Origin of the sequence: Nocardia sp. PE-7, assembly GCF_030486425.1 — a bacterium.
Lineage (GTDB): Bacteria > Actinomycetota > Actinomycetes > Mycobacteriales > Mycobacteriaceae > Nocardia > Nocardia salmonicida_A.
Window position 1 is genome coordinate 6,328,845 of record NZ_CP129614.1, and the last position, 26,087, is coordinate 6,354,931.

Below are 26,087 nucleotides of genomic sequence, written 5' to 3' on the forward strand. Positions count from 1 at the left end.
GCGGTGTGGCCTCTTCCACACAGACCGTTGCCCGATTTCCTCGGCGGAAATAGACCGGTCGGACCCATTCGACCGATTTCGCGAATTGCGAAATATGACACAACATGCATGCAAAGTTATTCGCATCTCATGAATCAGCAGCCGACGCGACCTGCGAGCAGAAGGCAGGTTCAGCCGACCCGCAGGGCCGCGGCGAACAGCGGCCAGGAGCGACGGAGGTCGTCGCGCCAATAGCCCCAGGAGTGAGTTCCGTTGGGGCGCAAGTCGATTGTGGCGGGGATGGCCAGGTCGTGAAAGCGGGTGGCGAGCTGCTGTGTGCACATGCCGGTGACCGCGTCGAGGGCGCCGCCGACGATCAACTGGTCAACCAGCTTCATCGAATCACCGTGTAGCCCAGGTCCGTCGACGGTGTCGAGCCCGCCGGGAAGGCCGGTCCCGGACGAGACGTAGATGGCAAGGCCGCGTAGGCGCTCGGCGTGCAGAAAGGGATCGTTGGCAGCCCAGAGAGGGTCGCCGGGTTGTCCCCACATGTTCACAGGGTCGCCGTTCTGACCGGAGACGACGGTATTGACGATGGCGTGGCCCTGCGGACCGCTGGTGGAGACGCAGCCGCTGTAGGACCCGACGGCCCGGTAGAGCTGGGGCGCCGCGAGCGCCAGCTGGAAGGCCGCAGTGCCCGCCATCGACACCCCCGCGACGGCATTGACGCCGTCGCCGCGGAACTCGGCGTCGATGACGCGGGGCAATTCGCTGGTGAGGAAGGTCGTCCAGCGCTGACGACCGAGGACGGGATCATCGGCCCGCCAGTCGGCGTAGTAGCTGCCCGCGCCGCCGATCGGCATCACGACGGTGACCTGTTTGTCGGCGAAGAAGGCCTCGGCGTCGGTGCGGGTGAGCCAGTTGCCGCCGTCGCGCCAAGCACCGGTGGGGCCGACGCCGCCGTCGACGCCGTTGAGCAGATACAGCACCGGCGCCTTCGCCGTACCGTCGCGCGCGGGCAACACCGCCACGGTCACCGATTTCGCCATGGCGGCGGAGTGCACCACCAGCTCGACGACCCGGCCGGGACCGGGCGCGACGGAGATCAGCCGCGTGGCGTCGGCGGCCGGGCTCGCTCCGGCCACCGGGGCGGCGCACGTCAAGGCCGCCGCGAGAACCAGCACACAACGCGTCAAGACGCTCATGCGCCACCTCCATGCCCGGCCACGGGACAAGGCCGTCGGGCTCAGAGTAAGTCGCCCTCACCTGCCCCGGACATGTTTCTGAAACATTTCCGATTCACAGCGGGCGGGGTGCGCCGAACTCACTCCAGCGCGTCGATAAACGCGCTGACCTCGGCGAAGAAGCGCGGCCGGTCCTCGATGAAGAGCCCGTGCTGGGCCCCTTCCCAGAAGGAACCACGGGCGTCAGGGGCATTGTCGAGGATGTACTGGCCGTTGGCCGCGGGGACCACCGGGTCGTCGGTGCCATGCAGCACCAGCACCGGAACATCCAGGGCGCGTAGCGTTTCGGTGTTGTCGATCGTGCGATAGAACAGCGCCTTCCGAACCGAGGGCGGGGTCGCGAGACTGCCGCCGAACAATCGCTGCGCGTCGACGCCCTTGTCCGCGCCCGGCCCGGTATTGGCATTGCCGAACACCGAGAACGCACGCACCGCACGCCCGGCGGCCTCGTCGAACACCCCCGGAATCGCCTTCTCCATCGCGGGCCCGGGAGCCGCACCGGGCACATCGCGGCCGATATGGGCGGGCGCACCGCAGTAGACGACACCCGCGACAGCCGAGGTGCCATAGGTGGCCAGGTAGTCGGTGGCGACGATCCCGCCGTAGGACCAGCCGAGCAGCACCGCATCGGAGTCGATGCCCTCGGCGGCCAGCACCGCGGCCACATCGCCTGCCCACGCCTTCGGATCGTCGTAGCCGGCGCCGGGATCGTCGGAGTACCCGTGCCCGCGCAGGTCGACCGCGATCACCCGGTGTCGCTCGGCCAGATCAGCCGCGGCAGCACCCCAGCAGCGCAGATTGCCCGCCCACCCGTGCAACAGCACCAGCGGTCTACCGGTACCGCTCACCTGGTAGACGATCCTCGTTCCATCGGCACTGACAGCATCGCGAATAGCCATACCGACAGGCTAATCGGCGCAGTCTCGCGGCGACCCCCATGACTGACATCACGGTGATCGGAGCCATGGCGCCCGCTAATTCGGGGCGAATAAGATCGACCAACATGAGCATTCGCACCGCCGTCGTCACCGGAGCCAGCTCGGGAATCGGTGAAGCCACCGCCCGGGAACTGGCCGAACAGGGCTATCACGTCTATGTGGGCGCCCGTCGGTTCGACCGGGTGAAAAGCCTCGCCGCCGAGATCGGCGGCACCGCGCTCGAACTCGACGTCACCTCCGAGGAATCGGTGCGCGCGTTCACCGACGCGATCGACCACGTCGACGTGCTGGTCAACAACGCGGGCGGCGCGAAGGGCATGGCCACGGTCCTCGACGCCGACCTCGACGACTGGCGCTGGATGTGGGAGACCAACGTCGTGGGCACGCTGCGCGTGACCAAGGCCCTGCTGCCGAAACTGATCGCCTCCGGCGACGGCCTGATCGTCACCATCACCTCCATCGCCGCCCTGCAGACCTACGACAACGGCTCCGGCTACACCTCCGCCAAGCACGCCCAGGCGGTCGCCCACCGCACCCTGCGCGGCGAACTCCTCGGCCAGCCGGTCCGCCTCACCGAGATCGCTCCCGGCGCCGTGGAAACCGAGTTCTCGCTGGTCCGCTTCGACGGCGACGCCGACCGCGCCGCCAAGGTCTACGAGGGCATCGACCCCCTCTACGCCAAGGACATCGCCGAGATCGTCGGCTTCGTGGCCACTCGCCCGCCGCACGTCAACCTCGACACCATCGTCGTCAAACCCCGCGATCAGGCAGGCCCCGGCTCCTTCGCCCGCCGCTCCTGAGAACGGCGGATACCCACGTTGGACACACTCCTCGACCGTTAAACGTGACGCTCGCCACGCCTTGGCGCCGAGCTTCTCGGTCGATCTGCTTCGCGCGCCATCCCATCGGGTACCTCAATTCCAGGGCGGGGTAGGCGAATCCAGCATCGGTGGCCGTTCGGGTAGCGGGGCGGACGGCGGGAATTGATACTGGGAGCGGATCACTGGGGCGTTGCTACGAATTCGCCATGCCCGGCGACTGATCTTTAACATGGCCGTTTGTCGATAGCCAGTCTGAGGAGTAGATGTTCGATGCTCGGTATCAAGTCCGTTTTCGGTGGGTTCAAAGATTTCCTGATGCGCGGGAACGTCATCGACCTCGCGGTCGCGGTCGTGATGGGTACCGCGTTCACCGCGGTGGTCACCTCGTTCAGCAAGGGGCTCATCAATCCGCTGCTCGCGGTGTTCGGTTCGACCAATGAACTGGGCCTCGGCGTTCAGCTGATCGCCGACAAGCCGGCGACCTTCATCGCGTTCGGCCCGATCATCACCGCGTTCATCGACTTCTTCATGGTCGCCGCGGTCCTGTACTTCGTGCTGATGCTGCCGATGAAGTCGCTGAAGAACAAGTTCGGCACCCCCAAGGACGCCGAGCCCACCGAGACCGAACTGCTCATCGAGATCCGCGATCTGCTGGCCAAGCAGCAGGGGCTGACCACCGACGAGACCGTCGCGCTGAGCAAGGATCGCGCCAGCGAGTCCGTCGAGGCGTAGCCGTTCAGACGTAGGCCGGAGTCCTGCTCGGCCAGCGCGGGTGGTCGGGGTCGATGACGTAGGCGTGGGTGTGCCGGAAGTGCCGGGGCCCGACCTGGATCGCGTCGGCCAGGATCGCCGGGTCGACCGAACCGAGTTCGTGGACGTGCGTGATCTCGGCCGGGTCGTGCCGTGGCCACAGCCGGATCGCCGCGGTGGCGCCGAGCCCGGCGATGACCGCCAGGGTCGCCCAGGTGGCGGTGAAACCCGCGGTGGTGGCCAGCCAGCCGGTGATCGGGTAGGTGATCAGCCAGGCGAGGTGGGACAGGGAGAACTGGGCCGCGAACAGGGCGGGGCGGTCCTGCGCGCGAGCGGAACGACGCAGGACACGGCCGGTGGGGGTGAGGATCAGCGCGGTGCCCGCACCGATGGTGGCCCAGGTGGCGAGCGCCGTGGGCCAGTGCCACTCGCCGATCGGCAGGGTCGACAGCGCTAGCGCGGCGGCGAGGCCGACGAGCAGAACAGCGGCGCCGGCGAGCATGACCGGACGCTCGCCGCGACGGTCCAGGATCCGGGGCAGGGTGAGGGCGATGACCATGGTGCCGAGGCCGTTCGCCGCCAGCAGCAGCGCGACGCCGGACTGATTGCCGCCCAGCACGTCCCGGGCGTAGTTCACGGTGTTGACCATCACCACCGAGCCCGCGGCGGCGACCACCAGGTTCAACCCGAGCAGTCCACGCAATCGCGGAGTCGCCGCGAACAGTCGCAGCCCGGCGGCCAGTCGTTCGGTGATCGCACCCTCGCCGACCACCGCGTTCGGGATGCGCGCGGCCAGCACCAGCGCGACCGACACCGCGAAGCCGAAACCGGTGCCGACGAACAACCAGTGGAAGCTGATCAGACTCAGCGCCAGCGCCGCCAGCATCGGGCTGAGCAGTGTTTCCATGGTCGCCGCGAGCTGGGCCGCCGACAGCGCCTTCGTGTAGTCGCGCTCGTCGGGCAGGATGTCGGGCAGCACCGCCTGGTAGGTGGGCGTGTAGGCGGCCGAGGCGATCTGTAGCAGCGTGATGAGCACGTAGATCTGCCAGATCTGGTCCACGAAGGGCAGCGCCAGCACGATCGCGCCACGAATGACGTTGAGCGCCATCAGGAACTGCCTGCGCGGCAGTCGACCCGCGTACGCGCCCGCGATCGGCGCGACGGTCACATAGGCGACCATCTTCAGCGTCAACGCGGTACCGAGCACGATGGCCGCGTTGCCGCCTGCCAGCTCGTAGGCGAGCAGACCGAGCGCGACGGTGGTGAGTCCGGTGCCGAACAGAGCCGCGACCTGGGCGGTGAACAGCAGTCGGTAGTCGCGGTGCGCGAACAGCGAGGTGGTCATGGCGTCTACCCTTCAAGACTGCTTATCTGCGTATGAATGCAATAAGTAGTTTATTACCGCGAATATTCCCGGTCCACCGAAATCTTCCGCTTGACCTCGAGGACAGTTGAGGTAGGACCGTAGAGCGCAGCGGCGGCCGAGGGTCGTCACCGACGAAGAGGAACGTCATGAGCGCCACGGTTGACCACGTCCGAACCGATATCACCCCACTGCGGCTCGCGGTCGTCATCGGCAGTACCAGGCAGGGGCGTTTCGGCCCGACGATCGCGAACTGGTTCGTCCGACAGGCGGCGCTGCGCGACGCCGTCACCGTCGACATCGTCGACACCGCGAGCATCGAGTTGCCGCACGCGTTCGGCGCCGCCACCGACCATCCCTCTGTCGCGGAAGCCACCGAGAAGCTCGCGCGCGCCGATGCGTTCGTGGTGGTGACACCCGAGTACAACCACAGCTACCCGGGCTCGCTGAAGAACCTGATCGACACCCACCACGCCGAATGGCAGGCCAAGCCGGTGGGCTTCGTCTCCTACGGCGGCATCTCCGGCGGGCTGCGCGCCGTGGAACACCTGCGCCCGGTCTTCGCCGAACTCCACGCCGTCACCGTCCGCGACTCGGTCTGCTTCCCGAATCCGTGGGGCCGATTCGACGAGGCGGGCGAGCTCACCGCCCCGAACGACGCCGACGCCGCTGCCGCGACCATGCTCGATCAGCTGACCTGGTGGGGCGAAGCACTGCGCGCCGCCCGCCTGGCCCAGCCGTACGGGAAGTGACCGCCGTGATCACCACCGTCGAACCGACCACCAGCCGCGATCCGATGCGGGTCGCCCTGGTTCTGGTGGTCGGCATGATCATGGCGACGCTCGATCAGACCATCGTGAATGTCGCCATCAACAAGTTGTCGATGGAATTCCACGCGGGCCTGAGCACGATCCAGTGGGTCGCCACCGGCTACTCGCTCGCCCTCGGCGCCGTGGTGCCGACCTCGGCGTGGCTGGTCGGCCGATTCGGCGCCAAGCGGCTGTATCTGACGGCGATCAGCGCGTTCGTGGTCGGCTCGGTGCTGGCCGGACTGTCGTGGAACATCGAGTCGCTCATCGCTTTTCGATTGGTTCAGGGTGCCAGTGGCGGCCTGTTGATGCCGGTCGCCATGACGATCCTGCTGCGCGCGGCCGGACCCGAGCGGCTGGGGCAGTTGATGAGCACGCTCGGGTTGGCCATTCTGGTCGGCCCGCTGCTCGGCCCGGTGATCGGCGGATACCTGATCGACGAGGTGTCGTGGCGGTGGATGTTCTTCATCAATCTGCCGCTGGGCGCGCTGGTGCTCCTGCTGGCGGTGCGGGTGGTCCCCGACGACACGCCGGAGCCGCCGCGAGCGCTCGACATCCGCGGTCTGCTGTTGATGTCGCCCGGGTTGGCGCTGGTCATCTACGGCGTCACCGCCGCGGGCGAGAGTGCCGGGTTCGCCACGCCCGCGGTGCTCGTGCCGCTGCTGGTGGGGATCGGCCTGATCGCCGCGTTCGTGCGTCGTTCGCTGACCGTCTCGGTGCCGCTGCTGGATCTGCGCGTGCTCGGCAACCGGATCACCGGCACCTCCGCGGTGCTGCTCGCGGTGTTCGCGAGCGGCTACTTCGGTTCGATGTTGCTGCTGCCGTTGTACTTCCAGGTGGTGCGCGACGAGTCAGCGCTGGTGGCAGGCGCTTTGGGGATTCCGTTCGCCCTGGCATCGGGCGCGACGATGCAGGTGGCGGGCAGATTGATCGATCGGATCCCGCCCGGCCGGTACCTGCCCGTGTCGATCACGGTGGCGCTCACCGGGTTCGTGCTGTTCGTGGTCCAACTCGACGCGGACGCGCCGTACTGGGCGCTGTGCCTGACGATGGTGCTGATGGGCGCGGGCGGCGGCGGAACCATGATGCCGGTAATGACCACGGCCACCCGGCCGCTGAGCCGCGAACAGCAGCCTGCCGGGTCGACGGTGCTGAACATGATCAGCACCACGTCGATGGCGATCGGCACGGCGGTGGCCTCGGTGACGCTGGGCGCGCTGCTCCCGGTGGCGGGTGGACTCCAGGCGCTGCACGCCATGACGGCGGATCAGCGGGCCGAACTCGCCCCCGCTCTGGCCGACGCGTTCCAGCACACCTATCTGATCGCGCCCGTCATGATCGCGCTGGCGCTCGTCCCGGCACTGCTCCTGCCCCGCCGCTAGAGCCGAACCGTCGTGCCGTGGACATCGCGTCGCGGCACGACGGCAGGGGTCGGATCTATCCGGCGGACAAGGCGGACATCGACGTCCACGTCGGCCAGTCGATGGCCCAGTCGTAGATGTCGCCGTCGGCCTGGGACAACTCGATCGAGGTGCCGGTCACCTCCACCGGATCGCCGTAGAGCGCGGTCGGGAAGTAGGCCTGAGCATCGCCGGGCGAGAGGTTGATGCAGCCGTTGGTGACGTTCGAGGAACCCTGGGCCGAGAGCGATTCGGGATTGGCGTGGATGAATTCGCCGTTGTTGGAGATACGCACGGCCCAGCGTTCGCGAACGTTGGTGTAGTACGGCGGATTCGACATCATGAAGTCCTCGTACTTCTCGGTGACGACGTGCACGCCGGAGCGGGTCACATTGCGCGGCTCGTTGCCTTCGCCGTAGGAGACCGCGAAGTCGAAGATCGTGGCGCCGTCGCGCACCACCTGCATGCGGTGGCTGGGTGCGTTGGCGACGACGATCTGGCTGCGGCCGATGGTGAAGTCGGAGGTGACATCGGAGTCGCCGTAGGCGCCGCCGCCGAGGTCGACGCCGTAGAGCTTCGCGGCGACGTGCACGGTGGTGCCGGGGGTCCAGTAGTTCTTCGGACGCCAGTGCACCCGCGAGCCGTCGTCGTCGGGCAGCCAGGCCCACGACCCCTCGGTGCCCCGGTCGGTGGTGACGGTGAGCGCCTTCTCCACGGCCGCTTTGTTCGTGACCGGCCCCGCGAACTTCAGGATGATCGGCGCCCCGATCCCGACTTCCTGGCCGTCGCCGATATTGATCGTGGCCGGGATGGTCGACTGGGGGCTGATCGTGGTGAAGGTGCCGTCGATCCGGACCGGTTCGCCGTCGACCCCGATGGCCGTTCCCGCCCAGGTGTAGGACGCGCCGTAGCCGAGCGGTTCGGAGACCTTGTAGGTCGTGCGGTCGGGGCTGAGCTGACCGGTGATCTGCTTGCCGGCGGCGTTGGTGAGGGCGATCTGGTCGATCGTGCCATGGGCGACCGTCACCGAAACGGGCGCGACCGGATCGACATCGGTGGCTCCCGGCGTCGGCGCGATGGTCACCTGCGCGACCGGCGCGGCCGCCTCGGCGTCCTTGCCGGGCCGGTCGATCGTGCACCCGGTGAGCACGACGAGCACCGCCAGCAATATCACCGCAACCACGGATCGACCACCACGAACGCCGCCGTCACGGCGCTGTGCCGACGAACTACGACGCGCGTTTTCCCGCGCGCGCAACAGACCGGTTACCGAATGTTTGCTCACGCATCGAATGTACGCCGAGCTATCGGCCCGCACCCCGTGAGCGCGGTCTCACCGCAACCGCTACCGGCGGTTGAGCCATTCCTCCGTGAACGTGGCCTCATTGGCGAGGAGTTCGATCAGGTGCTCCGAGATGGCCGCCTCGATCTTGCCGCCGAACAGCGGGATCTTCACCTCGATGGTGCCGTTGATGGCGGTGGTGGAGCCGGTGCCGTCGTCGGGGGCCATGGTGACCGTGCCGCGGACCACCGCGGGGGCGCCGTCCACGTGGGCTTCGAAGATGCCGCCGGTGCCGGTGTAGGTCTCGGTGCGCGGAATGATCAGGTCACCGGGGCGCACGGCGGTGATGGCGGGCGGGAGCTGGTCGGCGGGGATGGACTGCACCATCTGGACGCGGACCTGGTCGCCGTCGACGGCGAAGGCGTCGAGCCGGGCACCGGGGCCGCCGACCTCGGCGATCCGGGCCTTCCAGTACTGCTCGTCGGAGTACGCGGCGCGCACCGCATCGACGGAATGCGTATAGCCGGCAGTGAACGCCAGAGGTGTAGCCATGCTCGACACGGTACCGTCTGCGGACGTGCGTACAACACGGGTGGTGTCCTCCGATCAGCTGCGTGACCTGCTTGCCGATACCGGCGCGAAAGTCACCGATTCGGTGCGTTTGTCCGAATTGACGACCCTGCGGGTCGGCGGGCCGGCGCTGCTGGCCGAATGCGCGACCACCGAGGCCCTGGTGGCCACGGTGAAGACCCTGGACGCGGCCGGTATCGCGGTCCTGTTGGTAGCGGGCGGGTCGAACCTGCTCATCGACGACGCGGGCTTCGACGGCGTGGTCGTCCGGGTCGGCACGACCGGCGTCGAGCTGGGCGCCGACGGCGTGGTGGCCGAGGCGGGCGCGAACTGGGACGAGGTCGTCGCGGCGACCGTCGCGGCCGGGCTCGGCGGGTTGGAGTGCCTGTCCGGGATTCCGGGTTCGGCCGGTGCGACGCCGGTGCAGAACGTGGGCGCCTACGGCGTCGAGGTCGCGTCGCTGTTGCGCCGGGTGCGTCTGCTCGATCGCAAGACCGGGGACGTGCGCTGGGTCGAGCCCACCGAACTCGGCTTCGGCTACCGGACCAGTGTGCTCAAGCACAGCGACGACGCCGTGGTCCTCGCGGTCGAGTTCGCGTTGGACCCGAGCGGGATGAGCGCGCCGCTGCGCTACGGCGAACTGGCCAAGGCGCTCGACGCGGGCGACGGCGAGACCCGGCCCGTCGAGCAGGTGCGCGCGCAGGTGCTGCGCCTGCGGGCAGGCAAGGGCATGGTCCTCGACCCGGCCGATCACGACACCTGGAGTGCCGGTTCGTTCTTCACCAACCCGGTCGTCACCGAGGAGCGGTTGCCGCGCGTACTGGCCGCGATCGCCGCGCACGTCGGCGACGACGTCACCGTGCCCACCTATCCCGCGCCCGACGGCACCAAGCTGTCGGCGGGCTGGCTCATCGAACGAGCCGGTTTCGCGAAGGGCTTCCCCGGCGACGCCGCCGCGGCGCGCCTGTCGACCAAGCACACCCTTGCCCTGACCAATCGCGGCGCCGCGACCGCCGCCGACATCGTCGCCCTGGCCCGCACCGTCCGCGCGGGCGTTCAGGAAAGGTTCGGCGTGACGCTGGAGCCGGAACCGGTAACCGTCGGCCTCGTTTTATAGGACCGAGCACAGACAACCCACCACTTCCCGCCGCCCGCACCCCAACCACGTAACGTGTCCTGCCATGGCACGCAGACTGGACTACTCCGCTCGCTACCCCCTGCACACCACCGAAGAGCTGTACGCAGCCCTCCAGAGCAGGGACTACTGGGAAGCCCGCGTCGCCGAAATGCGCAAGTACGCGCCCAACAACGAAGTGGTCAGCCTCGACGTCTCCGAGGACGGCATCGACGTGGTCCTGCACCACACCCTGCCCCGCGAGATGCTCCCCGAGATCGCCCAGACCGTCATGCGCAAGGACATGGTGATCACCCGCAAGGAGAGCTGGGGTCCCTTCGACCACGACGAGACCGAGGGCAAGTTCTCCGCCTCGATCCCCGCCGGCCCCGGCAGCCTCAACGGCACCATCCGCCTCTTCCCCACCGACACCGGCGCCACCATGCGCTTCTCCCCCACCGCCAAGGTCTTCATTCCCATGGTCGGCCCACGCCTGGAGCAGTTGATGCTGGTGAATCTCGTCGACCTGTTCCGCGCCGAGCAGGAGGAAACCCTGCGCTACCTGGATCGGGAATCCGCCGAGAAGACCGTCTGACCCACCCGTGGCCCCGAGCCGCAAGGCCGTCCCGCCGATCGGCACCATCACCCGCGGCACCACGGGCGTCAACCGCCTCCGCCGCAGCGATCGCTGGCTCGTCAACGACGAACTCGTCGGCACGACACTGCGTGCGGCCACCACGCCCCTGGTTGTCGACCTCGGCTACGGCGCCGCCCCCTGGACCACCTTCGAGCTGGCCGCTCGCCTGCGCACCGTGCGCCCCGACCTCGAGGTGGTCGGTCTCGAAATCGACCCGGCCCGCGTCGTCGAACCCCGCGACGGCGTCCGCTTCGCCCGTGGCGGCTTCGAACTGGCCGGTCTGCGACCGACCCTTGTCCGCGCGTTCAACGTCCTGCGTCAATACCCCGAGGACGCGGTCCCCGACGCGTGGTCCCGAATCCAGTCCAATCTGGCTCCCGACGGCCTGCTCGTCGACGGCACCTGCGATGAACTCGGCCGCCGGTGCGCCTGGGTGCTGCTCGACCGCCACCGCCCGCTGTCGCTGACGCTGGCCTGGGACCCCTTCACCGTCGACCGACCCTCCGACATCGCCGAGCGCCTGCCGAAAGCGTTGATCCACCGCAACATTGCCGGTGAACGCATCCACACCCTGCTCACCGCGGCCGACCAAGCCTGGGAGCGATCCGCGGCCATGGCGCCGTACGGCCCCCGGGTCCGCTGGCGAGAAGCGGCACAGATGTTGCGCGCCAACGGTTTCCCACTGCGCCCGTATCACCGGCGAATGCGCGACTGCGTGCTGTCGGTCCCCTGGGACGTCGTCGCCCCGTCACACCCGGCTTAACGCCCGCCGTACCCGCGTCGACGCGCGCGGCGCCAATTGCTGCCCACCCCACCAGATCTCGTCGGTATCGCACCGGTGTATCGCCACCGCGTCGGCCACCACCTCGTCCAACGCCGACTGCGAGATCTCGGTCTCGGCCAGATCGAGTACCGTCCGCACCGGCGTCGTCACGAGGAACGGCCCGGCCGACTCCACGTCGGCCCCGCAGAGCTTGCGCCGGGTCAGCACCAGCCGCGGCGTCACGGGCGGGCGACCCGCCGACACCGACAGGTGCAGAAACCGCGGTTGCAACCTGCCGAGCCCGTGGAGTTCGGCCGCACTCTGATACGACACCGCCGCCGCGCCGTCGAACCACGCCGCCCACATCGCGTACTCGTCCAGCGGCCCCTCCCGCCACTGCCCCAACCGCATCATCCCGACCCCGGCCCTGGTCACCGACCCGTCCCCCAAAGCGGCCCTGACCTGCGATTCGCAGCCGGTACGCAACACCTGACGCGTGGTGAAGAAGCCCGCGTGCCGCCCGGCGAGGCGCCGCAGCACCCGCCACCGATGATCCGCTGTCCCCGCCACCCGGCGCGCGTCCTCGCCAGTCATGGGTCCAGGTTACGCCCGGTCCAGTGCGCCAGGTCACATTTTGCTGTGAAGGCTTTCACCACGTCCTCAGAGCGGACACAGAAAGATCGGGAAGAATCCGATGCCATGACCACACAGAACTCCCCACGCCCCAGGATCGGTCGGCGCTCTCTGGTGATCGCGTTGGCCGTGGTCGCAGCCCTACTCGTCGCGGCCATCGCCGGAACCGAAGCCTATGCCCGGCACAAGATATCGAGCTGCATCAGCGGCGCGTTCGAGCAGCAGATGGGCTCGAGCATCGACGTGGGCTTCGGCCTGCGCCCGATCCTGCTGTCGTATGCCGACGGCAAGGTCGGCACGATCACCGTCGACAGCGAGGACAACCAGTTCGGCCCCGCTGTCGGGATGGTCGTCCACGCGAAATTCAACGACATCGAACTCGTCGACCGCGGCCGAGGCGGCGGCACCATCGACAGCTCCACGGCCGATGTGACCTGGAACAACGACGGCATCCGCCAGACCCTCGGCACCATGGTCAGCGGCGTGAGCTCTTCGGCGAGCACCGGAGTGCTGACTCTCGATGTGCTCGGCGGCCTCGCCCAACTGGAGGTGCAGCCGCTGGTCCGCGACGGCAACATCGTCGTAGAGACGAAGTCGGCGCAGCTACTCGGCATCGGCCTGCCCACCGACCTCGTGCAGGGCATCATCGAGACCTTCACCGAGAGCTTGCAGAGCTATCCGCTCGGCCTGCGCGCGCAGGAGGTCGAGGTCACCGATGACGGTGTGAACGTGCACCTTTCAGGTGGCAAGACCGCACTCGAGAGCGCCCCGTCCGGCCGGCAGTCCGAGTTCACCTGCTGATCATCCGAGGCGGTGGCTACTCGGGAAATCCGGCGAGGACGGCGGCCGATTTCGACAACCCGAGCCGCGTAGCCCCGGCTTCGATCATCGCGGCGGCGTCCTCGGCGGTGCGGATTCCGCCGCTGGCCTTCACCCCGAGTCGCCCGCCGACGGTCTCTGCCATCAACCGCACCGCGTGCAGGCTCGCACCGCCCGCCGGATGAAAACCGGTGGAGGTCTTCACGAAATCGGCGCCCGCCTGCTCGGCCGCCCGGCACGCGCCGACGATCGCCTCGTCGGTGAGTGCGGCCGATTCGATGATCACCTTGAGCACGGCCCGTTCCCTGGTCGCCTCGCGCACGGTGATGATGTCGGCGAGGACGGCGTTGAAGTCACCGGCCAGCGCGGCGCCCACGTCGATCACCATGTCGACCTCGGCGGCGCCCTGATCCACGGCCAGCCGCGCCTCGGCGCCCTTCACCAGCGAGTGGTGTTTGCCGGACGGGAAGCCCGCGACGGTGGCCACCACCAGTCCCGGCGCGCGCACCGGCAGCATCGAGGGCGACAGACAGATCGCGTACACGCCGAGCTTGCGCGCTTCGGCGATCAACGCGTCGACCTCGGCCGGCGTGGCTTCCGGAGCGAGCAGGGTGTGGTCGATCATGTCGGCCACAGCGGCCCGGGTCAGCGGCGCGGAAGTCATTTGCCGAGCATGGCATACGCGCGGCACCGGCCGGCGCAGAGGGCATCGACGTATCCGGACATCGGCGACCGCACATCATTGCGCTCCCCTACCCAAATCCTGGAGACTTAAGCCTGTGCTGATCCGTCGCGAGACCCCAGCGGACGCGGTGGCGATCGCCGCGATACACCGCGCCGCCTTCGCCCCGCATTACGCGGGCGATCCGGCCGTCACCGAACCACCCGAACCCGCCCTCGTCGAAACGCTACGCACCGACGAGTCGTGGATGCCGACGCTGTCACTGGTCGCGCTCGAATACGACTCCGTCGTGGGACATATCTGTCTCACCAGGGCCGGTATCGGCCCGTTCCCCGTGCTCGCGCTCGGCCCGCTCGGCGTCGATCCGGAGAACCAGAAGTCCGGCGTCGGCTCGGCGCTGGTCCACGCCGCCCTCGGCGCCGCCGATGCCCTCGACGAATCGGTCGTCGGCCTGGTCGGCGATCCCGACTACTACGCCCGCTTCGGTTTCGTCCCCGGCGCGCGCCTGGGCATCGTGCCCGACGAGGCCGAATGGGGGCCGCACTTCCAGGTCCGCCCGCTCACCGCCTACGACTCCGCTGTCACCGGCGAATTCCGTTACGCCGCACCGTTCTACGACCTGTAGATCACTCGAACACCACCGTGCGCCGACCGTGCACGAGCACCCGGCCCTCGAGGTGCCAGCGCAGCCCGCGCGCGAGCACGACCCGCTCGATGTCACGGCCCTGGCGCACCATGTCGCGCGCGTCGTCGGCGTGATCGACCCGGATCACGTCCTGCTCGATGATGGGCCCGGCGTCCAGCTCGGCGGTGACGTAGTGGCAGGTCGCCCCGATGAGCTTCACCCCGCGCGCGTACGCCTGGTGATAGGGCCGCGCGCCGACGAACGAGGGCAGGAAGCTGTGGTGGATATTGAGCGCCCGCCCGGCCCAGTGCGCGCACAGCTCGGCGGGTAGCACCTGCATGAACCGGGCGAGCACCACCGCGTGCGGATCGTGGGAGTCGACGAGTTCGCGCACCTGCTCGAAGGCCGGACCGCGCTCGGCCGGGTCCTTCGGGAACGGCACGTAGTGGAACTTCACCCCGTGCGCCTCGGTCATCCCCGCGAGGTCGGGATGGTTGCCGATCACGGCCTCGACGGTCGCGGGCAGCTCACCGGCCTGCGCGCGCCCGAGCAGGTCGTGCAGGCAGTGCCCGTCCTTGCTCACCAGCAGCACCGCCCGCCGCGGCGCACCGGAATCGTGGAGCTGCCAATCGGTCTCGGGACCGAACTCGGCGGCCACCTCGGCGAAGCGTTCCCGGAGCTCGTCGATGGAGAACGGCACCGTCGAGGCCTTCACGGCCTGCCGGGTGAAGAACCACCCGATGTCACCGTCGGAGTGGTACCCGGCCTCCACGATCGAGCCGCCGAACTCGGCGATGAACGAGGAGATCCGGGCGATGACGCCCGGCCGGTCCGGGCACCCGAGGGTCAGCACGAACCGACGGTCGTCCGAGGTCACAGCGGTAGAACTCATCCGCCGATTCTCGCAGGCGATCAGGCCAGGGCGCGCACGGGCTCGCGGACGGCGGAGAGTACCTGGGCCACTTCGGCATTGAACAGGTCGAAGCGTTCGACATTACCCAGATGCCCGGTCGGCAACACCTTGAACCCGGCGAGCGTGCCTGCTTCCTCGAGCAGCGCGGCCAGGCGCTCGGCGTGGATCGCGGGGGTCATGTCGTCGCGATCGCCCGCAAGCACGGTGGTCGGGACCGAGAAGTTCTTCGCGTCGTCGCCCAGGTGCAGCGCGGTGAGCAGGAACCCGTAGCGCGAACGCGTCATCATCGGACAGCCGCGCACCACCGACAGCGCGTAGTCCAGCGTCTCGCGCGAGGCATCGAGGGTCATCACCTGACGGGCGAAGATCCAGCGCACCGGCTTGATCGGCGGGAACACCACCGGGGTGCCGAGGATCAGCCTGCCGACCCAGTCCGGCGTCGGCATCGACCGGCCGCGCAGAATCCGCAGCGGCACGTTGAGACCGGGAACCATGGTCGACACCTCGACCAGCGAGTGCGCGCCGGTATTGGTGAGGATCACCGCAGCGGCCTGTTCGGCGACGCGCTCGGGGTAGCGGCCCGCCCAGGCGATGAGCGTCATCCCGCCCATGCTGTGCCCGGCCAGCACCGCGCGCTGACCCGGCAGCAACACCGCGTCGAGCACATCGCACAGGTCGTCGGCGAGCAGGTTCGTGCTCGGGCGGGCGTACCCGTTGGTGCTCTCGCCGTGGCCGCGCTGGTCGTAGGCGACCACGCGGTATTCGCCGGCGAAGGCGTTGATCTGGGCGTTCCAGTATTCGAGCGAGCACGTCCAGCCGTGGGCGAACACGATCACGGGCGCGTCGACCGGTCCGTAGGCGTGCACCCGCAGGCGGGCGCCGTCCGCGGTGACCACCGGAATCACGTCGTAGGGCATCTGCGGCGGATCGAAGGCGGCGAGCCCGTGCTTCCGCGTCCGCAGGTCGGCACGATGGGCCGCGAGGGTGGTCTCGACCACGGTGGATACCCGGCCGACCAGGTTCACCAAGGCCGTCGGCAACTTTGCGCGCATCGGCACACTCCTTTGTGTTACTGCCAGATACAGTAACACCGCGTACCACTCACCCGCGAGCCCTTCGGGCCGACTTTTCTACCAGCGCGGGCCGCGCTGCACCTCATCGACCTTCGGACGCACGTCGGCCAGGTACACACCGGTCGCGATGATCGCGATGAACGACAGCATCCCCAGCCCGCCGATGCCGATCAGCAGAAACACCAGCGCACCGCCGAGAATGGCCAGCCAGATGGGCTTGGTCATCTTGTCCACGGCGGTGAAGGCATCCGAACGCTGGCGCACAGCGTGAATGAGCGCGAACACCGTCGCGCCGAAGGCGCCGATCCACAGGATCAGCAGAATCAGCGAGGTCATCCCATTCACCATGTTCACACCCCCATCATACGAACAGCGGCCCCGCACACACCTGGTGTGTACGGGGCCGCTGTCAGCGGTGATGCGCGAAGGCTAGACCTTCTTCGGCGCGGGCGAGGCGGCCTTCTTGGCCGGAGCGGCCTTCTTGGCGGCCGGAGCCTTCTTCGGAGCCGGAGCAGCGGCGGGCTTGGCCGGAGCGGGCTCGGTGGTGACGGCGACGACCTCGGCATCGACGACGGCCTCGACCTTGTCGGCCACTGCCTCGGCCTCGGCCTTGGTGCGGCCCAGCAGGTCGTTGACCTTGGTCAGGGCGTCCTCGGCGCGAGCCGACGCATCCTTGTAGAGGGTCTCGACGCGACCGATCTGCTCGTCGACGGCCTGGTTGGCACGCAACCGGTCGACGGTCTCCTCACCGCGAACGGCGAGATCGGCGTAGATGTCGAGCGCCTGGCGGTAGTACTGCTCGGCCAGCTTGCGCAGCTCTTCGGGGGTGAACTTCTCGCGCAGCTCGGCGAGATCCTCCGGCAGCTCCGACGGCAGGCCGGAGATGCGGTCGCGCAGGGTGTCGAACTGGGCCTGCACGTCGGCGGGCACGTTCGCGATGCGCTCGCGGGCCTCTTCGACGCGGGCCTTGGCATCGGCGGCGCCGACGCGGCCGCGGACGTCGGCGACGACGTCGTTCACGGCGGCGTAGATGGCGTCACCGGCGCCGACGGTGGCGAACAGCGGCTTGGCGACAGTGGCGGTCTTTTCGGTCATCAGTCTTCATTCTCCTGGTGTGGCGGAGTGTCAGTTGTCGTGAACGAAACGTCACTGTCTCGTTCGTTCCCCCCTGAGCCGGTTTCTTCCCCGTTTTCCCGGCGAAACGACTCATAGATTTCCAGCAACACCTGCTTCTGCCGCTCGGACACCGAAGTGTCGGCCAGCAGGGCGTCACGGACCGGGCTGTGCGGACGCTGTTCCAGAAATCCTGCCCGCACATACAACACCTCCGAGGAAACTCGCAGCGCCTTGGCGATCTGCCCGAGTACTTCGGCGGAGGGATTACGTAATCCGCGTTCGATTTGGCTCAGGTACGGATTACTTACCCCCGCCAGAGCGGCGAGCTGACGCAGGGACACCTGCGCACCTTCGCGCTGTGCCCTGATGAAACCTCCGATATCTTGAGCCGCGTGCGCTACACGACTCTCGGGTTGGTCTGTCATCGCTCACCTTCTGGCGTTGTAAGGCCAATAGTAGAACAGGGTGCTAGCTATTGCAAGCACTACAGTTAGCACCCGGTCGGCTGACACGTACGCAGCTCCGGCTACCAGGTCGATCAGTGGAACAGCAGCTGCGAGACGGTGTAGATCGTCAGGCCGGCGAGTGAGCCGACCACCGTGCCGTTGATTCTGATGAATTGCAGATCCCGACCGACCTGCAATTCGATCTTCCTACTCGCCTCGTCGGCATCCCAGCGTGCGACCGTATCGGTCACCAGTGTCGTGATCTCCGCGGAGTAGTTGCCGACCAGATAGCGAGCACCGCGGTCGATCCACCCGTCCACTTTGCCACGCATCTCCGGGTCGTCACGGAAGCGCTCGCCGAGCTGCTGCACATTTTCGGCCACCTTGCGCCGAAGTGTGGAATCCGGATCGTCGGCCGACTCCAAGATCAACCGCTTCGCCGCTCGCCACGTGGCCTCGGCCATTCCGGTGATCTGCTCGCGGCCCATGATCTCGGCCTTGACCTTCTCCGCCTTGGCGATCATCGCGTCGTCGTGTTGCAAATCCTCGGCGAAATCCTGGAGAAAGCGATCGGCGGCCTTGCGCAATTCATGATCGGGATCGGAGCGCACCTTCCAGGTGAACTCGACGAGTTCCCGATAAATTCGCTCCGACAACAATGTATTGACAAATTTCGGCGCCCACTGCGGCGCATCGCGCATCACGATCCGGTCGATCGTGTCCTGTGAGCCCAGTGCCCACTGATGTGCGCGCTCGGCCAGCAGATCGATCAGCGGCCGCTGCCGGTTGTCGGCGATCATCTCCGAGAGCACCCGACCCAGCGGCGGCCCCCACAGCGGTTCGGCGATCCGCTTGACGATGGTGTTGTCGATGATCTGTTCGACGTCCTCGTCGCGCAGCGTGTTGACCACCGCGGTCAGGATCGTCGCGCTCTCCTTCGCCACCCTCACCGCGTGCGCCGGATCGGCCATCCACCGACCGACGCGCAGCGAGATCTGCGCCGAGTCCAGCCGGGCGGAGACCACGTCGGGAGCGAGGAAGTTGGTACCGACGAAAGCGCCGAGGCTCTCGCCGAGCTGGTCTTTCTTCTTGCGGATGATCGCGGTGTGCGGAATCGGCAGACCCAGCGGGTGTTTGAACAGCGCGGTGACCGCGAACCAGTCGGCCAGTGCGCCGACCATGCCCGCCTCCGAGGCCGCGCGGACATAGCCCACCCACTCGCCACCGCCGCCCCGCGATTCGAGCCAGCGGCACAACAGGTAGATCACGCTGGCCACGACCAGGAAACCGGTCGCCAGCGCCTTCATCTTGAACAGGTCGCGTTTCTTGCCCGCCTCGTCGGTCATCAGCGCGAAGCCGGCGGGCTGCGCGGCGGGTTCGGTGCGCGGCGTGAGAACCGCCGTGTTGCCGGGAGATTTCTCCATAGCCCCCATTCTGCTGTGCGCGCGGCGAGTGCGCCGCCGCCAACCCCGCGTTGCGGCTCCCACAACACGGCGAACCGCCTGGTTTTCGTACGCGCGCGTAAGCACCGGAGTGTGGTAAATGCCCCAACGTGGCCCAAAGGAGCGCCACCCCACACCGGCGCGCCTAAGCTGTTGACTAAAGACGCCAACATCGATCACGAGGGGGCTGTTCTGTCCACCGAAGACCTTGTCGAGATCGGCGAGCAGTCGAGCCGAGCCGGTGTGCGCGGCGGCGGCCAAGCCGACGGCCGCAAACGTCGGTGGCGGCAGCACAAGATCGACCGCCGCGAGGAGCTGGTCGACGGCACCCTCAACGCCATCCGCGCGCGGGGCAGCCAGGCGGGCATGGACGAGATCGCCACCGAGATCGGCGTGTCCAAGACCGTGCTGTACCGCTACTTCGCGGACAAGAACGACCTGGTCCACGCCACCATGCAGCGCTTCATCGAAACCACCCTGCTGCCCCGGGTGTACGGCGCGATCAGCCTCGACGCCGACGAATACCAGCTGGTGCGGGCCGCGATGACCGAATACGTGGGCACCGTCGACGACGACCCCGAGGTCTACCGGTTCATCATGAGCAACGCCGCGGGCGACAAGTCCTCGCTGGCGGAGTTCGAGCGGCTCTTCGCCGAGGTGGTCACCACCGTGCTCGTCGACCGGGCGGGCGCCAAGGGCATTCGCACCGACGGCGCGATGCTGTGGTCGTACGTGCTGGTCGGCGGCATCCAGCTGGCCACCCACTGGTGGACCACCACCGACAAGGCCATGCCTCGCCAGGACGTGATCGACTACCTCACGATGATGGCCTGGAGCGCGATCGAGGGCATGGCCCGTGCCGGCGGCTCGCCCGAGATCTTCACCGCGCAGCCGCATCCGCTCCCCGAGATGCCGCCGCAGACACCCTGACCAGGCTTTTCCTCCCTTCGAGGGAGCCGGGCTCGACAACGCGGCGCGGTTGGCTACGCTGAACCGAGCGGGGCGCTGTGGCTTGCGTCACCGCGGGTGGTCGTGTGACGCTGCGCGTCTACACCGCCGCGCACGTCGGCACCAACGGAGGTACCTCGATGGCGAAGAACGTGCCGACTTCCCGGCTTGCCCGCGGGACGAAACTGGGGGCGGTCGCGGCGGGTTCGGTCATCCGCTCGAAGAAGACCAGGCTCTCGATGCGTGGCCGCTCGGAGGCGGTGCGCGCACGGATGGCCGAGGAGTCGATGATCCGCACCACCGAACAGGTGGTCATGGTGCTCGGCACCATGAAGGGCGTGGCCATGAAACTCGGCCAGATGATGTCGGTGCTGGATCTGGATCTGGTGCCGGACAACCATCGGGAGCGTTTCCAGCAACGCCTCGCCGTGCTGCGCAACGCGGCGCCGACGGTCTCGTTCGAGTCCATGCGCACGGTGATCGAGCAGGATTTCGGTGCTCCGCTGGCGGAGATCTTCGCCGAATTCGACGCGGAGCCGATCGCCGCCGCTTCGATCGGCCAGGTGTATCGGGCCACCCTGCACGACGGTCGCGCCGTCGCGGTGAAGGTCCAGTACCCCGGGGTCGACGCCGCCGTGCGCGCGGACCTCAAGAACCTCACCATGTTCCGCCGGGTGCTGGCCTCGGCGATGCCGTGGATCACCCCCGCGGTGCTCGACGAGCTGAAACTGAACATGGAGAGCGAGCTCGACTACCAGGCCGAGGCCGCCACCCAGGCCGAGATCGCGCACCTGTACCGCGACCACCCGTTCATCGTGGTTCCGTCCTCGGTGCCCGAGCTGTCGACCACCCGTGTGCTGGTCAGCGAGTTCATCGACGGCGACGGATTCGACGAGATCCGGAAAATGCCCGCAGCGCAACGTAACCGGGTCGGCGAGATCATCTACCGCTTCTACGTCGGCTCGCTGTTCAGCTTCAACGAGTTCTGTGGCGACCCGCATCCGGGCAATGTGCTGCTCGCCCGCGACGGCCGGGTCGCCTTCCTCGACTTCGGGCTGTTCAACCGGATGGATCCCAAGCTGGTCGGCTTCGAGATCCAGTGCCTGCGCGCGGCCGCCGAGGATCGCGCCGAAGACCTGCGGCAGTTGATGATCGACCGCGGCGTGATCGATTCGCCCGAGGAGATCGGCGCCGAGGAATGCCTCGAATACGTGCTCGCCGCCTCGGAATGGTGTCTGGTCGACGAGGAGCTCACCATCACCCCCGAACTGGCCAGCGGCGCGTTCCTGCTCGCCGTCGATCCGAGGGCCAGCGAGTTCACCGGCATGAAGCAGCAGAATCTGCCGCCGGAGCACCTGTTCTCCCGCCGCGCCGACTTCCTCACCTTCGGCATGCTCGGCCAGCTCGACAGCACCAACAACTGGCATCTGATCGCCAGGGAATGGCTCTACGGCGATCCGCCGATCACCGAACTCGGTCTGGCCCACCACGATTGGCTCTCCACCCATCCACCGAAGCCGGTGAAGAAGACCCGCGCCCGCAAGGCGAGCGCACCAGCCACCAAGCCCTGATCACCTTTTCGAAAGGCGCGCAATGCCGCAGCACCGCGAGTTCGACCTGATCCTGTTCGGCGCAACGGGTTTCGTCGGCAAGCTCACCGCCGAATACCTGCTCACCGCAGCCCCGGCCGACGCCAAGATCGCCCTGGCGGGCCGCTCGACGGCCAAGCTCGCCGCCACCCGCGACGAGCTCGGCCCGGCCGCCGCGACCTGGGAACTCGTCGTCGCCGATTCCAGCGATCCGGCCTCGCTGGCGGCGATGGCCGAGCGCACCAAGGTCGTGGTCACCACCGTCGGCCCGTACCTGCGCTACGGCATGCCGCTGGTGGGCGCGTGCGCCGCGGCGGGCACCCACTACGCCGACCTCACCGGTGAGCCGCTGTTCATCCACGACGCCATCGAGAAGTACGAGCAGACCGCGGTCGACTCGGGCGCCAAGATCGTGAATTCCTGTGGCTACGACTCGATTCCGTCGGATCTGAGCGTGTACGAGATCTACCGCGCCACCCTCGCCGACAACACCGGCGAGCTCGAGGACACCACCCTGGTCGCCTATCTCAAGGGCGGCATGAGTGGCGGCACCATCGATTCCGGGCGCGCCATGATGGAGGATGTCGCAGCCGATTCCGCGCGCGGCAAGATCCTGGCGCACCCGTACTCGCTGAGCCCGGACCGCAGCATGGAACCCGATGTCGGCCGCCAGTCCGACCAGGCGCTGGCCCGTGCCGACAGCATCGACCCCAGCCTGAACGGCTGGGTCACCACGTTCGTGATGGCCTCGCACAACACCAAGGTCGTGCGCCGCACCAACGGCCTGCTCGGCTGGGTCTACGGCAAGCAGTTCCGCTACCGCGAGGTGATGAACGCGGGCGCCTCGCCCGCCGCGCCGCTGATCGCCGCGGGTATCGCGGGCGGCATGGTGGCCGTGATGGCATCGCAGGCGGCACTGTCGCGGGTGTCGGTCGGCCGCAAGCTGCTCGACCGGATCCTGCCCAAGCCCGGCACCGGCCCCAACGAAAAGGCCCGCCGCAGTGGCTGGTTCACCATGAAGACCTTTGCCCGCACCAGCTCCGGCGCCAAGTACCAGGCCACCTTCTCCGGCACCGGCGATCCCGGCTACCAGGCCACCGCCGTGCTGCTCGGCCAGAGCGGCCTGAGCCTGGCCTTCGACACCCTGCCCGAGCGCGCGGGCGTGCTCACCCCCGCGTCCGCGATGGGCGAGGCGCTCTCCGCGCGCCTGCGCGAGGCGGGCATGACCATCGAGGTCGCACGACAGTGAATCTCGCTCGCAAGACGATGAACGCCCCGGCGCTGGCGGCGGTGTACGAGCACGCGTGGCGACCCACGCTGTTCTACCTCGCCAGCGGCCGGACCACCGGTACCGACCGCCGCGACGCGGTCGACCGGCTGCGCCTGAGCGGTCCCATGAGGGTGCTCGACCTTGCCTGCGGCCCAGGCAATTTCACGAAATACCTGAGCGAATATCTCACCCGCGACGGTTTCGTCACCGGTCTCGACTACTCCGCGCCGATGCTGGCCAAGGCCGCCGTCGACAACGCGAGCCCCCGCGTCGGCTACGTTCGCGGCGACGCCCGCACGCTGCCGTTCGCCGACGGAACCTTCGACGCCGTCTGCTGTTTCGGCGCCCTGTACCTGATCCCCGACCCGCTGGTCGCTACCCGCGAGATGATCCGCGTCCTCGCCCCCGGCGGCCGCATCGCGATCAGCACCAGCTACGCCGAGGACAACCTCTTCGGGTCGGCGAGCAGCCTGGCCGCGAGCCTGAGCGGCCTTCGCCTGTTCGACCGAGACATCTTCCCGAAGCTGTTCGCCAGGGCGGGCCTGACCGAAATCGACCAGCGCGTCCACCGTTTCATGCAGTACGTGGACGCCACCAAGCCCTTGTCAGACCAGGCTTAGCCAGTAGTCCTGGAACTTCAGGAACACCAGCAGCAGCACCACCGCGTAGAACACCACCACCAGGGTCCAGCGCCACTCGGCGAGGATCCCCATCGCCCCACGCGAGCGACCCCACAGCTCCTGGGTGGTCACCGCGAACAACACCGGCACGGCTACCCACACCACCATGCAGTACGGGCACAGCGCGTTGATCCGGTACAGGCTCTGGAAGATCAGCCAGCACAGTCCGGCGATGCCGAGGACGGTCCCGATCCACAGCCCGCCCCAGACCCAGCGTGGGAAACCGATACCGACCACCGCCAGCACCGCCAGGGTCACCACCACCGAGAACCCGACGACGCCGATCAGCGGGTTGGGGAAGCCGAAGACCGCGGCCTGGTCGGTCTTCATGATCGACCCGCACGACAGCACCGAGTTGATGCTGCACGAGGTGACGTAGTTCGGGTCGACGAACAGCTTGAACCGTTCGACGGTGAGCGTGAACGACGCCAGCCAGCCCGCCAGCCCGGCGATCAGCAGCAACCAGGCCGAGCGGGCGGGGGCGGTGATCACTTCGCCGCGTCAGCGATCACGGGTGCCAAGCCGTTCTCGGTGAAGATCGCGTCGGACTGGTTCAGCTGGCCGTTGATGTACACCGACGGCGTCGACTTCACGCCGCTCTGCAGCGTGGTCTGGGTGACCTGCTGGATGTAGTCGTTGTACGGCTTGTCATTGATGCAGGTCGCCACGGCGGGATCGGTGTAGCCGACATCGGTGGCGATCTGGATGAGCTCGTCGTTGCTCAGGCCCGCGCCGCCCTCGGCGGGCTGCTTCTCGAACATCGTCTGCAACCAGGACTGGTACTTGGTGGTATCGGACTTCGCCACGCAGAACGACGCGTTGGCCGCCCGCGAGGAGTACTGGTTGGTCGAGGCCTTGTCGAGGAAGGAGATGATCTGGTATTCCACGGAGGCGGTACCGTCGGCGGCGGCCTTGGCGAGTGTCTCCCCGTTGGCTGCCTCGAACTGCTTGCAGGCCGGGCACTGCAGGTCGGCGACCACGCGCACCTTGACCTTGGCATCGGGATTGCCGATCACGACCGTGCCGGTCTCGGTGACCGCCCCGCCCGTCGCGGGCAATTGCGCCGCCGAAGTAGTCGACGATTCCGTGTCGGAATCGGACTTGTTCACGGCGATACCGATGCCGATGGCCGCCACCAGCGCCACCAGGACCGCGGCGACGCCGACCTGGATCGCGATCTTGCGCTTCTTGTCGGCCGCCTCGGCCGCCGCCAGCGGATTCCTGCCCGAGGGACTCTTGCCCGTGCTCACCGTCGTCACACGCCTTTCGCTCGTTGGCTCCCCACCGGGAACATCATGCGGGCCGAACCTGAGAGTTTCCGCAAAGCTCGTTTCAGGATTCGTCGAGTCGGCGCAACTGCTCGGCGATATCGAAGTCGGCGGGCGGCCAATCGAGGTCCAACCGCGACAGCGCGGCGATCAGCAACTCGGTGACCGCGAGGCGCGCGTACCACTTGTTGTCGGAGGGCAGCACGTACCAGGGCGCGTAATCGGTGTTGGTGCGATCGAGAACAGCCTGGTAGGCCTTCTGGTATTCGGGCCAGTGGGCGCGCTCGGTGATGTCGGAGGGGTTGAATTTCCAGTACTTGTCCGGGCGCTCGAGCCGTTCGCGCAGCCGACGCTTCTGTTCGTCGAGGGAGACGAACATGGCCACCTTCACGATGGTGGTGCCCGCGTCGGCGACCGCCTTCTCGAAGGTGTTGATCTGGTCGTAGCGCTGCTCCCACTCCGCCTGCGGCACGAGCTCGTGGACCCGCACCACCAGGACGTCCTCGTACTGGGAGCGGTCGAAGACGCCGATCTGACCGTGCGCGGGCAGCTTGTTGCGGATGCGCCACAGGAAGTCGTGCTGGGACTCCTCCTCGGTCGGCACGCCGAAAGACGCGTGATCGACGCCCTGCGGGTCGACCGAACCGATCACGTGGCGCACGATGCCGCCCTTACCGGCGGTATCCATGCCCTGCAGGATCAGCAGCACGCTGTGCTGTCCACCGGTACGACCGTGCGCGAACAGCTTCTCCTGCAAGACCGACAACACCGTCGCCCGCTCGGCCAGCAGTTCCTTGCCGAGCCGCTTGCCGCCGGTGAAGCCCGGCGTGCTCGCGGTGTCGAGATCAGCGACGCGCTGACCGTCGGCGCGCAGCGCGATATCAGCCGGTTCGGTCCAGTTTTTCGCCATTTC

The 26,087-nt window shown here is 67.8% G+C and carries 29 protein-coding genes; 13 read left to right on the forward strand and 16 right to left on the reverse strand.

Annotated elements, in window-relative coordinates:
• Nucleotides 1-170: 170 nt before the first annotated feature.
• Together QX204_RS29600 and QX204_RS29605 are read right to left on the reverse strand one after the other, a co-directional pair.
• Nucleotides 171-1,184 (reverse strand): alpha/beta hydrolase, encoded by a 1,014-nt coding sequence (locus tag QX204_RS29600; protein ID WP_301903763.1) that lies wholly within the window; start codon nt 1,182-1,184, stop codon nt 171-173.
• Nucleotides 1,185-1,303: 119 nt separating this feature from the next.
• Nucleotides 1,304-2,122, reverse strand: a complete 819-nt coding sequence (locus tag QX204_RS29605; RefSeq protein ID WP_301903764.1) for an alpha/beta fold hydrolase — start codon at nt 2,120-2,122, stop codon at nt 1,304-1,306.
• Nucleotides 2,123-2,226: 104 nt separating this feature from the next.
• Between QX204_RS29605 and QX204_RS29610 the strand changes: the two genes are divergently transcribed.
• Together QX204_RS29610 and mscL are read left to right on the forward strand one after the other, a co-directional pair.
• The gene (locus QX204_RS29610) at nt 2,227-2,961 is read left to right on the forward strand and encodes an SDR family NAD(P)-dependent oxidoreductase (protein ID WP_301903765.1); all 735 of its coding nucleotides are present in this window, start codon (nt 2,227-2,229) and stop codon (nt 2,959-2,961) included.
• Between the two features lie 291 nt (nt 2,962-3,252).
• Complete coding sequence (mscL, locus tag QX204_RS29615) at nt 3,253-3,714, forward strand: large conductance mechanosensitive channel protein MscL (RefSeq protein ID WP_301903766.1); 462 nt, start codon at nt 3,253-3,255, stop codon at nt 3,712-3,714.
• Between the two features lie 4 nt (nt 3,715-3,718).
• Here the strand turns inward: mscL and QX204_RS29620 are convergent, their stop codons facing one another.
• Nucleotides 3,719-5,077: an MFS transporter gene (locus QX204_RS29620; protein WP_301903767.1), complete on the reverse strand. Its 1,359-nt coding sequence runs from the start codon at nt 5,075-5,077 to the stop codon at nt 3,719-3,721.
• A gap of 167 nt (nt 5,078-5,244) precedes the next feature.
• Between QX204_RS29620 and QX204_RS29625 the strand changes: the two genes are divergently transcribed.
• Nucleotides 5,245-5,847: an NADPH-dependent FMN reductase gene (locus QX204_RS29625; protein WP_301903768.1), complete on the forward strand. Its 603-nt coding sequence runs from the start codon at nt 5,245-5,247 to the stop codon at nt 5,845-5,847.
• Between the two features lie 5 nt (nt 5,848-5,852).
• Entirely contained in the window at nt 5,853-7,286 is a 1,434-nt protein-coding gene (locus QX204_RS29630) for a DHA2 family efflux MFS transporter permease subunit (protein ID WP_301903769.1), read from the forward strand.
• 55 nt (nt 7,287-7,341) lie between these two features.
• On the opposite strand, the gene QX204_RS29635 is transcribed toward QX204_RS29630, so the two are convergent.
• Both QX204_RS29635 and QX204_RS29640 read right to left on the reverse strand, forming a co-directional pair.
• Nucleotides 7,342-8,487 (reverse strand): L,D-transpeptidase, encoded by a 1,146-nt coding sequence (locus QX204_RS29635; protein WP_301908148.1) that lies wholly within the window; start codon nt 8,485-8,487, stop codon nt 7,342-7,344.
• A 162-nt stretch (nt 8,488-8,649) separates the two neighbouring features.
• Nucleotides 8,650-9,138, reverse strand: coding sequence for a DUF2505 domain-containing protein (locus QX204_RS29640; protein WP_301903770.1), 489 nt, complete (start codon nt 9,136-9,138; stop codon nt 8,650-8,652).
• A 40-nt stretch (nt 9,139-9,178) separates the two neighbouring features.
• On the opposite strand from QX204_RS29640, the gene QX204_RS29645 reads away from it, so the two are divergent.
• The 3 genes from QX204_RS29645 to QX204_RS29655 all read left to right on the forward strand — a co-directional run bounded on the left by QX204_RS29645 (nt 9,179) and on the right by QX204_RS29655 (nt 11,670).
• Nucleotides 9,179-10,273: a UDP-N-acetylmuramate dehydrogenase gene (locus tag QX204_RS29645; protein WP_301908149.1), complete on the forward strand. Its 1,095-nt coding sequence runs from the start codon at nt 9,179-9,181 to the stop codon at nt 10,271-10,273.
• A 64-nt stretch (nt 10,274-10,337) separates the two neighbouring features.
• Nucleotides 10,338-10,865: a DUF2505 domain-containing protein gene (locus QX204_RS29650; RefSeq protein WP_301903771.1), complete on the forward strand. Its 528-nt coding sequence runs from the start codon at nt 10,338-10,340 to the stop codon at nt 10,863-10,865.
• 7 nt (nt 10,866-10,872) lie between these two features.
• A complete protein-coding gene (locus tag QX204_RS29655; RefSeq protein WP_301903772.1) occupies nt 10,873-11,670 on the forward strand; it encodes a class I SAM-dependent methyltransferase in 798 nt (265 codons plus the stop codon).
• On the opposite strand, the gene QX204_RS29660 is transcribed toward QX204_RS29655, so the two are convergent.
• Nucleotides 11,656-12,264: a type IV toxin-antitoxin system AbiEi family antitoxin gene (locus QX204_RS29660; protein ID WP_301903773.1), complete on the reverse strand. Its 609-nt coding sequence runs from the start codon at nt 12,262-12,264 to the stop codon at nt 11,656-11,658. The two genes, QX204_RS29655 and QX204_RS29660, sit on opposite strands and share 15 nt — an antisense overlap.
• Before the next feature lie 105 nt (nt 12,265-12,369).
• Here QX204_RS29660 and QX204_RS29665 point away from each other — a divergent pair, with 105 nt between their 5' ends.
• Complete coding sequence (locus QX204_RS29665) at nt 12,370-13,104, forward strand: LmeA family phospholipid-binding protein (RefSeq protein ID WP_301903774.1); 735 nt, start codon at nt 12,370-12,372, stop codon at nt 13,102-13,104.
• 16 nt (nt 13,105-13,120) lie between these two features.
• On the opposite strand, the gene deoC is transcribed toward QX204_RS29665, so the two are convergent.
• A complete protein-coding gene (gene deoC / locus QX204_RS29670; protein WP_301903775.1) occupies nt 13,121-13,786 on the reverse strand; it encodes a deoxyribose-phosphate aldolase in 666 nt (221 codons plus the stop codon).
• A 115-nt stretch (nt 13,787-13,901) separates the two neighbouring features.
• Between deoC and QX204_RS29675 the strand changes: the two genes are divergently transcribed.
• On the forward strand, nt 13,902-14,429 hold the full coding sequence (locus QX204_RS29675) for a GNAT family N-acetyltransferase (protein ID WP_301903776.1): 528 nt from the start codon (nt 13,902-13,904) through the stop codon (nt 14,427-14,429).
• Between the two features lies 1 nt (nt 14,430).
• Here QX204_RS29675 and purU read toward each other — a convergent pair whose 3' ends face one another.
• From purU to QX204_RS29705, 6 genes are all read right to left on the reverse strand, one after another.
• Nucleotides 14,431-15,321 (reverse strand): formyltetrahydrofolate deformylase, encoded by an 891-nt coding sequence (purU, locus tag QX204_RS29680; protein ID WP_301903777.1) that lies wholly within the window; start codon nt 15,319-15,321, stop codon nt 14,431-14,433.
• A 20-nt stretch (nt 15,322-15,341) separates the two neighbouring features.
• The gene (locus QX204_RS29685; RefSeq protein WP_301903778.1) at nt 15,342-16,394 is read right to left on the reverse strand and encodes an alpha/beta fold hydrolase; all 1,053 of its coding nucleotides are present in this window, start codon (nt 16,392-16,394) and stop codon (nt 15,342-15,344) included.
• A gap of 78 nt (nt 16,395-16,472) precedes the next feature.
• Nucleotides 16,473-16,763 (reverse strand): DUF2516 family protein, encoded by a 291-nt coding sequence (locus QX204_RS29690; protein ID WP_056814570.1) that lies wholly within the window; start codon nt 16,761-16,763, stop codon nt 16,473-16,475.
• An 81-nt stretch (nt 16,764-16,844) separates the two neighbouring features.
• Nucleotides 16,845-17,510: a heparin-binding hemagglutinin gene (locus QX204_RS29695; RefSeq protein ID WP_301903779.1), complete on the reverse strand. Its 666-nt coding sequence runs from the start codon at nt 17,508-17,510 to the stop codon at nt 16,845-16,847.
• Nucleotides 17,510-17,956 (reverse strand): helix-turn-helix domain-containing protein, encoded by a 447-nt coding sequence (locus tag QX204_RS29700; RefSeq protein ID WP_056814574.1) that lies wholly within the window; start codon nt 17,954-17,956, stop codon nt 17,510-17,512. The genes QX204_RS29695 and QX204_RS29700 overlap by 1 nt, the downstream gene beginning before the upstream one ends.
• A gap of 113 nt (nt 17,957-18,069) precedes the next feature.
• On the reverse strand, nt 18,070-19,323 hold the full coding sequence (locus tag QX204_RS29705; RefSeq protein WP_301908150.1) for a DUF445 domain-containing protein: 1,254 nt from the start codon (nt 19,321-19,323) through the stop codon (nt 18,070-18,072).
• A gap of 339 nt (nt 19,324-19,662) precedes the next feature.
• Between QX204_RS29705 and QX204_RS29710 the strand changes: the two genes are divergently transcribed.
• From QX204_RS29710 to QX204_RS29725, 4 genes are all read left to right on the forward strand, one after another.
• On the forward strand, nt 19,663-20,349 hold the full coding sequence (locus QX204_RS29710; protein ID WP_301908151.1) for a TetR/AcrR family transcriptional regulator: 687 nt from the start codon (nt 19,663-19,665) through the stop codon (nt 20,347-20,349).
• Between the two features lie 158 nt (nt 20,350-20,507).
• Nucleotides 20,508-21,938, forward strand: coding sequence for an ABC1 kinase family protein (locus QX204_RS29715; RefSeq protein ID WP_301908152.1), 1,431 nt, complete (start codon nt 20,508-20,510; stop codon nt 21,936-21,938).
• 22 nt (nt 21,939-21,960) lie between these two features.
• Nucleotides 21,961-23,205, forward strand: a complete 1,245-nt coding sequence (locus QX204_RS29720) for a saccharopine dehydrogenase family protein (RefSeq protein ID WP_301903780.1) — start codon at nt 21,961-21,963, stop codon at nt 23,203-23,205.
• The gene (locus QX204_RS29725; RefSeq protein ID WP_301903781.1) at nt 23,202-23,846 is read left to right on the forward strand and encodes a class I SAM-dependent methyltransferase; all 645 of its coding nucleotides are present in this window, start codon (nt 23,202-23,204) and stop codon (nt 23,844-23,846) included. The genes QX204_RS29720 and QX204_RS29725 overlap by 4 nt, the downstream gene beginning before the upstream one ends.
• Here the strand turns inward: QX204_RS29725 and QX204_RS29730 are convergent.
• The 3 genes from QX204_RS29730 to QX204_RS29740 all read right to left on the reverse strand — a co-directional run bounded on the left by QX204_RS29730 (nt 23,832) and on the right by QX204_RS29740 (nt 26,084).
• Nucleotides 23,832-24,398: a vitamin K epoxide reductase family protein gene (locus QX204_RS29730; RefSeq protein WP_301903782.1), complete on the reverse strand. Its 567-nt coding sequence runs from the start codon at nt 24,396-24,398 to the stop codon at nt 23,832-23,834. The genes QX204_RS29725 and QX204_RS29730 overlap by 15 nt on opposite strands.
• Nucleotides 24,395-25,156: a DsbA family protein gene (locus tag QX204_RS29735; RefSeq protein ID WP_301903783.1), complete on the reverse strand. Its 762-nt coding sequence runs from the start codon at nt 25,154-25,156 to the stop codon at nt 24,395-24,397. Before QX204_RS29735 ends, QX204_RS29730 begins: the two co-directional genes overlap by 4 nt.
• Nucleotides 25,157-25,238: 82 nt before the next feature.
• Nucleotides 25,239-26,084 (reverse strand): PPK2 family polyphosphate kinase, encoded by an 846-nt coding sequence (locus QX204_RS29740; protein ID WP_301903784.1) that lies wholly within the window; start codon nt 26,082-26,084, stop codon nt 25,239-25,241.
• Between the last annotated feature and the right edge of the window lie 3 nt (nt 26,085-26,087).

Bases quoted from the DNA above. Each gene is read 5' to 3' on its own strand.
- QX204_RS29665 (WP_301903774.1), top strand. From the start codon at position 12,370: ATGACCACACAGAACTCCCCACGCCCCAGGATCGGTCGGCGCTCTCTG.
- QX204_RS29605 (WP_301903764.1), bottom strand. From the start codon at position 2,122: ATGGCTATTCGCGATGCTGTCAGTGCCGATGGAACGAGGATCGTCTAC.
- QX204_RS29690 (WP_056814570.1), bottom strand. From the start codon at position 16,763: ATGGTGAATGGGATGACCTCGCTGATTCTGCTGATCCTGTGGATCGGC.
- QX204_RS29705 (WP_301908150.1), bottom strand. From the start codon at position 19,323: ATGACCGACGAGGCGGGCAAGAAACGCGACCTGTTCAAGATGAAGGCG.
- QX204_RS29685 (WP_301903778.1), bottom strand. From the start codon at position 16,394: ATGCGCGCAAAGTTGCCGACGGCCTTGGTGAACCTGGTCGGCCGGGTA.
- QX204_RS29700 (WP_056814574.1), bottom strand. From the start codon at position 17,956: ATGACAGACCAACCCGAGAGTCGTGTAGCGCACGCGGCTCAAGATATC.
- QX204_RS29600 (WP_301903763.1), bottom strand. From the start codon at position 1,184: ATGAGCGTCTTGACGCGTTGTGTGCTGGTTCTCGCGGCGGCCTTGACG.
- mscL (WP_301903766.1), top strand. From the start codon at position 3,253: ATGCTCGGTATCAAGTCCGTTTTCGGTGGGTTCAAAGATTTCCTGATG.
- deoC (WP_301903775.1), bottom strand. From the start codon at position 13,786: ATGACTTCCGCGCCGCTGACCCGGGCCGCTGTGGCCGACATGATCGAC.
- QX204_RS29695 (WP_301903779.1), bottom strand. From the start codon at position 17,510: ATGACCGAAAAGACCGCCACTGTCGCCAAGCCGCTGTTCGCCACCGTC.
- QX204_RS29660 (WP_301903773.1), bottom strand. From the start codon at position 12,264: ATGACTGGCGAGGACGCGCGCCGGGTGGCGGGGACAGCGGATCATCGG.
- QX204_RS29720 (WP_301903780.1), top strand. From the start codon at position 21,961: ATGCCGCAGCACCGCGAGTTCGACCTGATCCTGTTCGGCGCAACGGGT.
- purU (WP_301903777.1), bottom strand. From the start codon at position 15,321: ATGAGTTCTACCGCTGTGACCTCGGACGACCGTCGGTTCGTGCTGACC.
- QX204_RS29715 (WP_301908152.1), top strand. From the start codon at position 20,508: ATGGCGAAGAACGTGCCGACTTCCCGGCTTGCCCGCGGGACGAAACTG.
- QX204_RS29620 (WP_301903767.1), bottom strand. From the start codon at position 5,077: ATGACCACCTCGCTGTTCGCGCACCGCGACTACCGACTGCTGTTCACC.
- QX204_RS29610 (WP_301903765.1), top strand. From the start codon at position 2,227: ATGAGCATTCGCACCGCCGTCGTCACCGGAGCCAGCTCGGGAATCGGT.
- QX204_RS29640 (WP_301903770.1), bottom strand. From the start codon at position 9,138: ATGGCTACACCTCTGGCGTTCACTGCCGGCTATACGCATTCCGTCGAT.
- QX204_RS29650 (WP_301903771.1), top strand. From the start codon at position 10,338: ATGGCACGCAGACTGGACTACTCCGCTCGCTACCCCCTGCACACCACC.
- QX204_RS29625 (WP_301903768.1), top strand. From the start codon at position 5,245: ATGAGCGCCACGGTTGACCACGTCCGAACCGATATCACCCCACTGCGG.
- QX204_RS29740 (WP_301903784.1), bottom strand. From the start codon at position 26,084: ATGGCGAAAAACTGGACCGAACCGGCTGATATCGCGCTGCGCGCCGAC.